The following is an 11,437-nucleotide window of genomic DNA, read 5'->3' on the forward strand; positions in this document are numbered from 1 at the left end:
CTCGGCCGCGCCTCCGCTGTCGGCCGTCGCCACACCCGCGAGGAGGATCATCGACCCATGCGCATGCTGATCTCCGCCCTGGTGATGTTCGTCATCATCATGGTCGTACTGGCCTTCGCCCGCGAGCATCTGCGCCCGGCCCAGGAGGCGGATCTGCGCCTGACCGAACTCACCGCCGAGACGCCGCGCGAGGAGCTGGAGGACCGGCTGGAGAAGGTGGAATTCGAGTGCACCGATGACGAGACCGGCCTGGAGACCGGCGAGCGGGTCTGCTTCGCCCCGGTCAGTCGCGCCGACGATTACGCCGCCGACTACCTGGCGCTGTTTTTCGACAGCGACAACGCCCTGGCCGCAGTGAACGTCGTCCTCGACCCGGCCGAGCACGACGCCAACCACGAGCGCCTGCGCGAAGCTCTCGGCGAGCCGGACCGGCGGATCGAGGACGCCTTCACCTGGCTCGTCTGGGACCGCGACGAGCACCTGATCCTCACCCAGGAGGAGGTGCCGGACGCGGAGGCCCCCACCCTGATGTGGTTCCGCAACGCCGATTTCATGGAGCGGCTGCTGCCGCGCTAGGGCTGCCCGCGGGCACATCGGCCAGCACCAGCCGCTCGCCCCACGGCGGCTCGGCATCGGCCCAGGCCGGCGGCACCACCCACAGCAGCGGCCACGGCGGGCGGAACCGCACCGGCCCCTGGAGGTCGGTGAGCACCACCGCCTGATCCGGGGCGTGGCGGTCCGCCTCCTCGAGCAGCGGGGTGAAATCCGTCCCACCCCCGCCGTGGAAGGTCAGCTCGGCCCGTGGCGAGTCGCCCGGGGCCAGGTGCACCACCCGGCGCACCCGGTCGTCGCCGACGATCACCACCAGCTGCGCCTCGCTGCGCCGGGTGATGGCCGTCAGCTCGCTGGCGAAGCGCTCCAGCAGGGCGTCGTCGATGGACCCGGAGGCGTCCACCACCAGCGCCAGCCGCGGCACGCGCCGTGCCGTGACCACCCCCGGCTCCCAGGGCATGCGCCGGCCACCGGCGGTGCGGCCGCGGTTGGCCAGCCAGGAGCGCGCCGGGCGCGACCAGGAGCGCTCCGGCAACCGCGCCAGCCCCCGGGCCAGGCGGGTGCGCAGGATGTGCTCCCAGGGCGTGCGCGGCGTCGGCCGATCGGCCAGCAGCCCGCGCAGCATGGAGAAGGCGCCGTCATCGGCGTGCGCCCGCAGCAGCCGCTCGGACCAGGCGCGGGCCCGCTCCGCGGCCACCTCCGGCGCTTCGCCCTCGGCGGGCAACAGATCGGCCTCGGCGCCGGCGGCCAGCTGGCGCAGCCGCGCTGCCCGCGGCCCATCGCTGCGCCCGGTGGCGCCATCGCGCCGGCCCGAGCTCGCCGCCCCGCCCTGCTGCCCGGCCCGGCCCCGGTCCTCGCTGCTGCCCCCGCGCCGATCGTCCACGGCGCGGTAGAGGCGCTCCACGTCCCACTCGAGCAGCGCGCGCTCGGGGGTGGCGGCGTCATCCGGCAGGACCTCGCGGAGCACCCGCTCCAGGGTCACCGCCCCGGCGGGCAGTTCCAGCCAGTCCAGGTGGCCAAGGGTGGTGTTCACCAGGGCGTCTGCGCAGTGGTTGAACAGCGCCGGATCGACATCGCCGAGGACCCCGGCCAGGGTCTCCCGGCGCTGCGCATGGCGCAGGGCGACGTGGAGCACCTCGTGGGCCACCCAGCCGACCTGCTGCGCCCGCGGCAGTCCGGCGAAGGCCGGCGCGTAGTAGAGGGTGCGGCCGTCGTTGACCACCGGCGCGCCCAGGTCGTCGGCCGCCACGTCCTGGTGATGGGCCCAGAGGGCCAGCCCGCCGGTGCCGGGGGCCTGCTCGACCATCACCCGGATCGCCGCCGTGCCGCGGTGGGTGTAGGGCTCAGTCGCCATCGGCCTGGCGCTCGGCCATGTAGCGCTGGTACGCCTCGCTGCGCAGGATCGCCCCCTCCAGGCCCCAGACCAGGCCGCGCTGGAAGAGCAGCTCCATGGCCAGGGTCTGCGCCTCGCGCGCGGGCAGCGGCGTGCGCCCGCGCATCTCCGGGAACTGCTCGATGATCTCCAGGGCGCGGGTAAGGGTCGGCTCGTCGGTGACCGCCGCCACCAGGCCGTAGACCATGCCGTAGAGGCCATCCAGGCTCTCGGGCAGCAGCGCCGCGGTCTCCGGCCCGGGCTGCGCGGCCAGCAGCCGGGTGACGTCGGCAGCCGCCTGCAGCTCATCGAGCACCCCGAAGAATTCAGCGGCGTTGGCGGCCCCGATGCGCCCCTGCACGAACAGCCGCCGCACGGCATCGCCCAGATCGGCCCGGAGCACCGAAGAGACATCCTCCCAGCCCCGCGGGCTGGCGCCGACCAGGTGGTCGTTGGCCAGCTGCGTGGCGGTGTCGTCGAGCCGGTCGGCGCGCACCCGCAGGAAGGCCATCACCTCCGGGGCCAGCTCGCGCTCGGCGGCGTAGTCGAGGAACGCCTCCAGGGCCGTCTGCACGTTGAAGTGGAACATGCGATCGGCCAGCGCCGTGCCCATGTCGTGGCTCACCGCCCCCTGGAAGCGGGCATTGCCCGCCGCCACCACCTGCCAGCCGTCGGGCAGCCGGTACGCCCCCACCTTGCGATCGAGGATCAGCGAGTAGGCAGAGATCTGCAGACGCTGATCGGCGGCGGTGAGCTCGTCGAGGAAGAGGATTCCCTCCGGCTGGTCGGCACCGGGGAGGAACTCCGGCGGGAACCACACCGTGCGCTGCTGCTGCTCATCGGCGTAGATCGCCCCGCGGATGTCCACCGGCTCGATGGTGGTCAGGCGCAGGTCGACCAGAGGCACCCCGAAGTGCTCGGCCACCTGCGCCACCACCGAGGACTTGCCCACGCCGCGGGTGCCCCACAGCATGGTGGCCCGCCGGCGTAGGATCGGGTCGGCGTACTGCTCGATCAGCGCCTGCCGGGCGGCGGCCACGGAGACCGCCGGGATGTTCATCGGATCAGCCGCCATCGCTCCCTCCGTGCCAGGTGCTCGCCGTCAGCGGCCGCGGCAACGGCGGCCGGTCCACCAGCGGCACCTCGGTCCCGGAGAAGAGCAGCGCGCCGATGGCCAGCAGCGGCGGGACACCGTGGAGCCACGGCGGCATCTCGCCCTCGGGCAGCACCACGCCGAACAGCGGCACCGCGGCGAGGATCAGGAAGAAGACGGTCATCGGCAGCAGCCGGCGGCCCACCACCGCCCAGCGCTGGCGCCGGAAGCGCCGGTGGAAGGCGCTCGGCGGCTCGGCGAAGACCGCCGCCAGGTGGGCGACGAGCTGCTCGATCCGAACCTCGACGGCCGCCCGCCGGCGCGGCTCCTCCCGCGGCAGCGCCCGGGTGCTGCGCCACGCCTTCTGCCGCCAGACCAGCGGCCGCCAGCCCCAGCCGAGGACCGCGATCAGATCCTCGGGCAGCGCAGGCTCGCCCTCGGGGTGGGGCGTGATCTCGATCTGCGCCGGCAGGCCGGCACCCGGGGTGGCGTCGAGCACCACGCGCCGCCCGGCCAACCGCGCCTCGGCGCCCACAGCCCGCCACCGCGGGTCACCGGGGTCGGCCTCGGAGGCTTTCGCCCAGTAGCTGCGGCCGATACAGACACCGGCGATGCGGACGAACAGCCGGGGGCGCAGCTCCGTGGCCTGCAGGCCGGCGAGCAGGTCGGCGGGACGCCCACCATCAAGGGCGAGACCGGCCCAGGTGCCATCGGCGGCGGTGTAGGTGGCGCTCAGCCGATAGAGCCCGGGCTCCCGCTCGGCGAGCACCAGCTGCTCGGTGACCGGCCCCTCGGCGGCGTCCAGCCCCTCGTGGCTGCGCGGCTCAAAGGCGATCTCGCGGTGGACCCGGTCGCTGGCGGCCAGATCCACGGCCCACCCGGCGTCGCTGAACGGCGCCACCCGGGTGAGGATCTCATGGTGGGAAAGCGGCTTGACCAAGGCGGTCGTCCCCTGCGCGGGCTGCTCCGGGGTTCAGGGTACGCCCGGCCGGCGGCGCAATGAAGCCACTCGCCGCCGGGGTATCCCACCCGGGCCCTGGCTCGGCCCGCCCTATTCCGGGCGCAGCAGCCTGCCGCTGAGCAGCTTGATCACGGTGGCGACGAAGACCACGGCGATGACCAGCGTGGTCAGCGCCACCAGCAGCATCACGCCGCGGCCGCCGCCGGTCTGGTAAGCCTGCACGAAGTGCTGGCTGGCCAGGCAGAAGGCGGCCAGGGGGAAGGTGTACGCCCACCAGGAGGGGTAGTACGGCAGGCGGACGAGCCGTGGCACCTGGATGAGCAGCAGCAGAAAGGTGAACAACGCCTTGTAGTAGAGCAGCCGACCGACCACCCCGGGATCGCCGCCGTCAAGCAGCGACACCCAGGCCAGGTAGCCGGCCGCCGGCGGGGCCAGGAGCACGAAGAGTGTGGGCAGCAGGAACGCCGGCAGGTTGGGCGCGAAGATCAGCCGGTAGTACACCAGGGTCATCAGGATCAGCCAGAAGAACAGCCCGATGCTGAAGAAGAACCAGGCCACCTCCATGTAGCCGGCCTGCGCCGCCGGGATGGGCACCAGGACGTTGCCCACCGCCGGGATGAACCAGACCGGATTCAGGGTGCCGAGCTCCAGCTGACGCTGCATCCAGCTGGTGACGATGGCCAGCATCAGGATCAGGTGCAGCAACGCCCCGCTGCCCCACAGGGCGGTGGACAGCGGTTCCGACTCGGTCACGATGCCCAGCAGGATCAGTGAGATGGAAACCGCCGGCAGGAAGTTGAGGCGCACCGGGTGGGTGACCTCGCCCCACGCCGCCGATGGGTGTAGCGCCGCCTTGAGGGCATAGCCTGCGGCCATGGCGAGGAAGCTGATCACCGCCAGCACCACCACGGCCTCGGCTACCCAGGCGGGCCAGCCCCAGAGGCTATGGCTCTCGTTCCAGACCATGGCCAGGCCGGCCAGGCCCATGGTGGCGGCAAACAGCGGCAGCGGCAGGTGGGCCAGGCTGACCCGGGCGTTCTCTTCCTGACTCATGCGAGGCTCCTTCAGCTCAGGGTGGTCACCGCATGCCGGCATACATTACGGATCGGGCATATGCTTGTCACGCGCCGTCGCCGTCCAGGCGCAGGGTCACGTGCATCAGCCCCGGGTCGTCGCTGCTCGGCTCGATGCGAAAGCCCATGGCCTGATTGATCTTGAGCATCGGCTCGTTCTCGCGCAGCACCTCGCCGTAGATCTCGCGGATGCCACGGCGCCGGGCGTAGTCGACGATCCGGTGCATGAGCATCGGGCCCAGCCCCATGCCGGCCACCGAGGGGTCGAGCATGATGTCGTACTCCGCCTGCTCCAGGTCGGGATCGGCGCTGATGTGGACCATCCCCAGCAGCGGCGCCCGGCCGGCGATGCCGTCGCGGGTGATGACCAGCGCCATCTCGCGGTCGAAATCGATCTGCGTCAGCCGCGCGGCCATCTCCTGGGGCAGGCTCTTCAGCGCCTGGAAGAAGCGCATGCGCACCTGCTCCGGCGGCGTTCGCTCGACCATGGCGTTGAGCTGCGGGGCGTCCTCGGGCAGCACCGGGCGCAGGTTCAGGCACTGGCCGTCGGGCAGTTCGATGCGCTCGCTGAGCTCCTGGGGGTAGGGGCGGATGGACAGCGAGTCGGCCGGATCCCCGCGCTGGGGCTGGATGCCCACCCCGGCGTCCAGGGCCAGCACCCCGCGGCCGGTGGCCCAGAGCGGGTTGATGTCCAGCGACTGCACGGCGCCGAAATCGATGACCAGCTGCGAGAGCTTGACCAGGCTCAGCGCCACCGCATCCAAATCCGGCTTGCGCAGCCCGCTGTCCACCAGCAGCCCGTAGATCCGGGTGCGCTGCATGATCTCCCGGGCCAGGTGCATGTTCAGCGGCGGCAGCCCGCAGGCCCAGTCGGCGATGGCCTCGGTCTCGGTACCGCCGTGGCCAAAGTAGAGCACCGGCCCGAAGGGCCCGCCGGGGCGCACGCCGAGGGTCAGCTCGAAGGCCCCGTCGCGACGGGTCATCGGCTGCACGGCAAAGCCGTCCACGGCTACGTCGTCGCCGCGAAGCTCGTGCAGGCGCGCCAGCATCGCCTCGGCCTCGGCGCGCACCGCCTCGGGGCCGCCCAGATCCAGGACGACGCCGCCGGCCTGGGACTTGAGCTGCACTTCCGGCGACATCAGTTTCAGCGCCACCGGCTGATCCAGCTCGGCGGCCACCGCGGCGGCGTCCTCCGGGTCGTTGGCGCGGCGGGTTTCCACGCAGGGGATGCAGTAGGCGCTGAGCAGCCGCGCCGTCTGGTACTCATTGAGCTGATCGCGCCCGGCGGTCAGCGCCGCCGACAGGATCAGCCGCGCCTGCTCGTAGTCCGGGGTGAAATCCTCGGGCAACGAGGGCGGCGTCTGCATCAGCAGGGTCTGGCTGCGCCGGTACTGAAGCAACCGGCTGTAGGCGCGCACCGCCTCCTCGGGGTAGGCGAAGGCCGGCACCGCCGCCGCGAGCCGCCGCAACCCGGCCTCTCCGGCGGAGGGGTCCCAGGCGGCGAGTACCGGCTTGCGCAGCCGCTTGGCGTGGCGGACCACCACCTCGGCCACGCCCTCGCCGTCGTCGCTGGCGCCCGGCGCCTTGAGTGCCAGGATACCGCTGATGCGCCGGTCCTTGCCGAGGATCTCCAGGGCCCGATCGTAGGCGTCGGCGTCGGCGTCGACGCCCATGTCCAGGGGATTGTGGCTGCTGGCGTTGCGCCGGGCCAGCTCCTGCAGGGCCTCATTGCTCTCCGCGGAGAGCTGCTGCGGACTGCTGTCGTAGCGGCGCAGGGCGTTGCTGGCCAGCAGCCCCATGCTGCGGCTGTTGCCGAGGATCGCCAGCGGCCCGTCGCGGCCCGGCACCCGGCTGCTGTCGAGGATCTCGACAGCGCTGAACAGCTCCTCCAGATCGTCCACCCGCACCACGCCGGCACGGCGGAAGGCCGCGTCGTAGACGAAGTCGTCGATCTCCGCCTCGCCCACCTGCGGCGGCTTGAGGATGATCACCGGCTTCATGCGGGCCAGCCGCCGCAGGGCCGACATGAACTTGCGCGCCCGGCGCACCCGCTCGATATAGACGATCACCGCGCGGGCGCGGTGGTCGGTGGCCAGGTAGTCGAAGCTGTCGCCCAGGTCCACGTCGGTGGCGGCGCCGATGTGGATGATGTGCGACAGCCCCGAGTCGTTCTCGCGGCACCAGCGCAGGGCGGCCCCGGCCATGGCCGAGGATTTGGTGACCAGCGCCGCCTTGCCGCTGGCCAGTGTGATGGGCAGCGACGAGGCGTGCAGGCCCCGGTGGGGGACGCTGATGCAGCTGCTCCCCGGCCCGGCCACCCGGACCAGATGGGGGCGCGCCGCCTCGAGAATGGTGCGCTCGAGTTCCTCGCGCTGCTCCTGGGTGTAGTCCCGGGGGACCGCGCGCGTGACGATCACGGCACGGGTGCCCAGCTCGCCCAGGGCGGTGATCAGCCCCGGCACCACCTCCAGCGGGCGGGTGATGACGGCCAGATCCGGCACCGCCGGCAGGCGTTCAAGCGCGGGGAAGACCGGGACACCGCCCATGGAGTCGATCCCCGCCATGACCGGCATCACCGGCCCCTGGTAGGGCTCGCTGAGCAGGTTGCGCAGGATGCGGCGATCGGTGTCGCTGGCCTCGCCGATCAGGGCGATGGAGCGGGGCTGGAAGAGGCTTTCGAGATTGCGTACGGTCATCGGGCTCGGGATCTTTGCGGGCGCTGCAGTGCACCACGGGGCCAGTCTATCGGTCCCGGCAACAGGGAAGCCAGCCGGCAGGCCATCGCCGGGTGCAGCGCCCGTATCGGACGGCGGAGGAATCGGCAGTGGCGGAGGAGACCGAGGCGCGCATCGAGCGGGCCCTGCAGGAGGCGTTGGCGGAGATCGCGCCGGAGGCGGACGTGCGTCGGCTGGACGCCGAGCGCAGCCTGCACGCCCAGCTGGGGATCGACTCGGTGGACTTCCTGCGCTTCCAGGCAGCACTGGAGCGCACGGCCGGGGTGCCGATCCCCGGTGCGCACAGCTACCGCCTGTCCACCCCGGCGGGTTGCCGGCGCTACCTGCACGAGCGGCTCGGGACCGACTAGTCGCGCTCGCCAGCCGGGGCCGGGTCCGGGTCCGCCGCCAACCCGGCCTGCCGGATGATCGCCTGCAGCTCGGCGTCGGGTTCGGTGGTCAGACGCACCGTACGGCCATCCCCGGGATGGGGGACGGTGAGTTCGGTGGCGACGAGCATCAGCCGCCGGGCGCCGAAGTGCTCGCGGAAGAGCCGGTTGTTGGCGCCGTCGCCGTGGGTGGTGTCGCCGATGATCGGGTGGCTGAACGCCTTCATGTGCCGGCGCAGCTGATGCTGCCGCCCGGTCTGCGGCTGCAGTTCCAGGCGTGTGTAGCGCGCCGTGTCGTAGCGCGAGACCGGGATCGGCAGCTCCGTCCAGGCCAGCGGGATGTAGTCGGTGACCGCCGGCTGCGGTGCGCCCCCCTCGCCGCGGCGCCCGGCGCCCAGCGGGCGGTCGATGCGTCCGGGCGTCTCGACCCAGCCGCGCACCACCGCCTGGTAGCGCTTGCCGATGCGCTGCTCGCGGAAGGCGGCGGCGAGCACGGACGCGGCGTCGGGATCGAGGCCGAGGACCAGCACCCCGGCGGTGGCCCGATCGAGCCGGTGAACCGGGTAGACCCAGTGACCGCCGAGCTGATCGCGGACGCGCTGCAGGAGCACATCGCGGTCGCGGTCGATGTTGCTGCGGTGGACCAGCAGCCCGGCGGGCTTGTAGACGGCGATCAGCCGCTCGTCCCGGTAGAGCACGGCGAGGCTGCGATCGTCCCGGGTCGGGTTTTCCACGGTGGTGCGATCCTCGATTGCGGGCCTGTCGCGACGTTCCGGCGCAGGCGCTGGCACGCCGGCGGCACGCATCGTAGCGTATCGCCATGAGCGATCCCACACCCCGCAGCAGCGCCACCCCCTCGCCCCTGACGACGCTCGTCTACGCCCTGGCTGCCCTGCCGCTGGCAGCGAGCGTGCCGCCGTTCTTCCTGCAGATCGCTCCGCAACGACTGGAGGCACCGGAGGTGGCCGCCGTGGCGGTGATCGCGGTGCTCATCGCGCTGCGCCTGCTCGACGCTGTCGCGGTGCTGGTCGCCGGCGCCTGGAGCGACACCGTGCCCCTGGCGGCGCGGCGCCGGGGCGGCTGGTGGGCCGGTGCCGGACTCACCCTGGCAGGACTGGCGCCGCTGCTGCTGCTCGAGCCCGGCACCAGTCTGCTGCCGCTGCTCCTCGGCGGCACCATGACCACCCTGGGCTGGGTGCTCATGCGGGTCAGCCACCTGGCCTGGGGCGCCGAGCTGGCCGCCGGCTACCACGACCGCACTCGGCTGTTCACCGCGGCGCAGCTGGCCACCCTGCTCGGCATCGGGCTCGGGCTGGGCGCCCCGCTGCTCGCCGTGGAGGTGGGCGCGGCGCGCCTCGACGCGCTCGCGGCCCTCTACCTACTGCTCGTCGGCGTCACCGCCCTGGCGGCCCTGGCCATCCTCGCCCTGCCGGACCGGCAGCCGGCGGCCCCGCCCGGCGGGTTCGGCGTAATCGCCCGACGCCTGGGCGGGCTGCGGGCGTGGCGCCGGCTGCTCGGCGCCCACACGGCCAACGTCGCCGCCAATACCCTCGCCGCCGCCCTGCTGCTGCCCATCGCCGCCGGCATCGTCGGCGACGCCAGCGCCGCCCCGACCGCCTTGGCGGCCTACCTCCTGGCGGCACTCATCGGCCTGCCTCTGGGTGCGGCGCTGGCCCTGCGTTACAGCAAGCACGCCATCTGGTGCGCCGCCCTGGTCCTCGCCGCCGCGGTGCTGATCTGGATCCCGCTGCTCGGCCCGGGCCACACCCTGCCGCTGCTCATCCTCGCTGCCCTGCTTGGGCTCACCGGCAGCCTGGACTGGGCGCTCTCCGCCGCCATCCAGGCCGATATCCCCGACGTCGAAGCCGCCCACACCGGCGCCCCGCGCACCGGACTGCACTTCGCCGTCTGGTCGCTGGCTGGCCGCGTCGGCTTCACCCTGGCCGGCGCTGCGGCGCTGCTGACCGTGGCCCTCGCCCCGCCCAACCCCGCCCCGGGCACGGGCGAGGTCAGCACCCTGCTGCTCGTCGCGGGGATCGCCCCGGCGGCGCTCAAGCTCGCGGCCATGGGGCTGATGTGGGACTTTCCGGTGGACGAGATCCGCCACGAAGCGCTGCAGCGGCGCATCGCCGAGCGCCGCGCGGCGGACGCCGCCGCGGGGTAGCTGCCGCGCCGGGCGTGCCGGTCAGGCGTCGCCGGTGCCGAGGACCTGCCGGGCCCGCTCGGCGGCGAAATCGAGCATACGGTTGAGCGAGCGCCGCGCCCCGGCTGCCACCTCGGGATCGACGGTGACCTGCGGCTCACCGGCCTCGAGCGCCGCCGCCAGGCTGCGCAGCCCGTTCATGGCCATCCACGGGCAGTGAGCGCAGGAGCGGCAGGTGGCGCTGCGCCCGGCGGTGGGCGCCTCGATGAGCGTCTTGTCCGGGGCAGCCTCGTGCATCTTGTGGAAGATGCCGGCGTCGGTGGCAACGATGAAGGTGTCGGCCTCCATCTCGGCCACGGCACGGATCAGCTGCGAGGTGGAGCCGACCACGTCGGCCTGCTCGACCACCGCCGCCGGCGACTCCGGGTGGACCAGCACCCGGGCCCCGGGGTGCGCCTGGCGCATATCGGCCAGCTCCAGGCCGCGGAACTCCTCGTGGACGATGCAGCTGCCATCCCAGAGCAGCATGTCCGCACCGGTCTGGCGCTGCACGTAGTCCCCCAAGTACTTGTCCGGCGCCCAGAGGATCTTCTCGCCGCGCTCGTGCAGGTGGGCCACCACGTCCACGGCGATGCTCGAGGTCACCACCCAGTCGGCGCGGGCCTTCACCGCCGCGGAGGTGTTGGCGTAGACCACCACCGTGCGATCCGGGTGCTGATCACAGAACGCCGCAAACTCGTCGGCCGGACAGCCGACATCCAGCGAGCAGGTGGCCTCGAGATCCGGCATGATCACCCGCTTGTCCGGGGTGAGGATCTTGGCCGTCTCGCCCATGAAGCGCACGCCGGCGACGGCCAGCATGGAGGCCGGATGTTCGGCGCCGAAGCGGGCCATCTCCAGCGAGTCGGCGACACAGCCGCCGGTCTCGTCGGCCAGCCGCTGCAGCTCGGCGTCGGTGTAGTAGTGGGCGACGAGCACCGCATCGCGCTCGCGCAGGAGCGCGCGGATGCGCTCGCGCAGCGCCTCGCGCTCATCGGCGCTGAGCGTCTCGTCGGCGGTGAACGCCTCGGGACGGAAATAGCGGGTGGACGGCTCGATGACGGAGGGATCCGACATGGGCTCAGGACCTCGATGGGTAAC

The 11,437-nt window shown here is 72.8% G+C and carries 10 protein-coding genes; 3 read left to right on the forward strand and 7 right to left on the reverse strand.

Features of this window, described 5'->3' with window-relative positions:
* Positions 1-57 precede the first annotated feature (57 nt).
* Positions 58-576, forward strand: a complete 519-nt coding sequence (locus tag LRG07_RS06925; RefSeq protein WP_201242858.1) for a hypothetical protein — start codon at positions 58-60, stop codon at positions 574-576.
* Here the strand turns inward: LRG07_RS06925 and LRG07_RS06930 are convergent.
* From LRG07_RS06930 to LRG07_RS06950, 5 genes are all read right to left on the reverse strand, one after another.
* Complete coding sequence (locus LRG07_RS06930) at positions 551-1,906, reverse strand: VWA-like domain-containing protein (RefSeq protein ID WP_305038534.1); 1,356 nt, start codon at positions 1,904-1,906, stop codon at positions 551-553. The two genes, LRG07_RS06925 and LRG07_RS06930, sit on opposite strands and share 26 nt — an antisense overlap.
* A complete protein-coding gene (locus LRG07_RS06935) occupies positions 1,896-2,999 on the reverse strand; it encodes an AAA family ATPase (RefSeq protein ID WP_201168022.1) in 1,104 nt (367 codons plus the stop codon). Before LRG07_RS06935 ends, LRG07_RS06930 begins: the two co-directional genes overlap by 11 nt.
* Positions 2,989-3,957 (reverse strand): hypothetical protein, encoded by a 969-nt coding sequence (locus LRG07_RS06940; RefSeq protein WP_238642040.1) that lies wholly within the window; start codon positions 3,955-3,957, stop codon positions 2,989-2,991. The genes LRG07_RS06935 and LRG07_RS06940 overlap by 11 nt, the downstream gene beginning before the upstream one ends.
* A 111-nt stretch (positions 3,958-4,068) precedes the next feature.
* Positions 4,069-5,031 carry an SLAC1 anion channel family protein gene (locus LRG07_RS06945; RefSeq protein ID WP_238642041.1) on the reverse strand — a complete coding sequence of 321 codons (963 nt, stop codon included), beginning with the start codon at positions 5,029-5,031 and terminating at the stop codon, positions 4,069-4,071.
* Positions 5,032-5,098: 67 nt separating this feature from the next.
* Positions 5,099-7,747, reverse strand: a complete 2,649-nt coding sequence (locus tag LRG07_RS06950) for a GNAT family N-acetyltransferase (protein ID WP_201168029.1) — start codon at positions 7,745-7,747, stop codon at positions 5,099-5,101.
* A gap of 128 nt (positions 7,748-7,875) precedes the next feature.
* Between LRG07_RS06950 and LRG07_RS13995 the strand changes: the two genes are divergently transcribed.
* Positions 7,876-8,136, forward strand: coding sequence for an acyl carrier protein (locus tag LRG07_RS13995; RefSeq protein WP_201242846.1), 261 nt, complete (start codon positions 7,876-7,878; stop codon positions 8,134-8,136).
* Here LRG07_RS13995 and LRG07_RS06960 read toward each other — a convergent pair.
* Positions 8,133-8,888, reverse strand: a complete 756-nt coding sequence (locus LRG07_RS06960; RefSeq protein WP_238642042.1) for a pseudouridine synthase — start codon at positions 8,886-8,888, stop codon at positions 8,133-8,135. The genes LRG07_RS13995 and LRG07_RS06960 overlap by 4 nt on opposite strands.
* A gap of 86 nt (positions 8,889-8,974) precedes the next feature.
* On the opposite strand from LRG07_RS06960, the gene LRG07_RS06965 reads away from it, so the two are divergent.
* Positions 8,975-10,318 (forward strand): MFS transporter, encoded by a 1,344-nt coding sequence (locus LRG07_RS06965; RefSeq protein ID WP_238635531.1) that lies wholly within the window; start codon positions 8,975-8,977, stop codon positions 10,316-10,318.
* Positions 10,319-10,339: 21 nt separating this feature from the next.
* On the opposite strand, the gene nadA is transcribed toward LRG07_RS06965, so the two are convergent.
* On the reverse strand, positions 10,340-11,413 hold the full coding sequence (gene nadA / locus LRG07_RS06970; protein WP_238642043.1) for a quinolinate synthase NadA: 1,074 nt from the start codon (positions 11,411-11,413) through the stop codon (positions 10,340-10,342).
* Positions 11,414-11,437 lie beyond the last annotated feature (24 nt).

Source organism: Halorhodospira sp. 9622 (genome assembly GCF_022228025.1).
Lineage (GTDB): Bacteria > Pseudomonadota > Gammaproteobacteria > Nitrococcales > Halorhodospiraceae > Halorhodospira > Halorhodospira halophila_A.

Coding starts and splice junctions, on each gene's coding strand:
- LRG07_RS06925 (WP_201242858.1), top strand. CDS start 58: ATGCGCATGCTGATCTCCGCCCTGGTGATGTTCGTCATCATCATGGTC.
- LRG07_RS06930 (WP_305038534.1), bottom strand. CDS start 1,906: ATGGCGACTGAGCCCTACACCCACCGCGGCACGGCGGCGATCCGGGTG.
- LRG07_RS06935 (WP_201168022.1), bottom strand. CDS start 2,999: ATGGCGGCTGATCCGATGAACATCCCGGCGGTCTCCGTGGCCGCCGCC.
- LRG07_RS06945 (WP_238642041.1), bottom strand. CDS start 5,031: ATGAGTCAGGAAGAGAACGCCCGGGTCAGCCTGGCCCACCTGCCGCTG.
- LRG07_RS06950 (WP_201168029.1), bottom strand. CDS start 7,747: ATGACCGTACGCAATCTCGAAAGCCTCTTCCAGCCCCGCTCCATCGCC.
- LRG07_RS06965 (WP_238635531.1), top strand. CDS start 8,975: ATGAGCGATCCCACACCCCGCAGCAGCGCCACCCCCTCGCCCCTGACG.
- nadA (WP_238642043.1), bottom strand. CDS start 11,413: ATGTCGGATCCCTCCGTCATCGAGCCGTCCACCCGCTATTTCCGTCCC.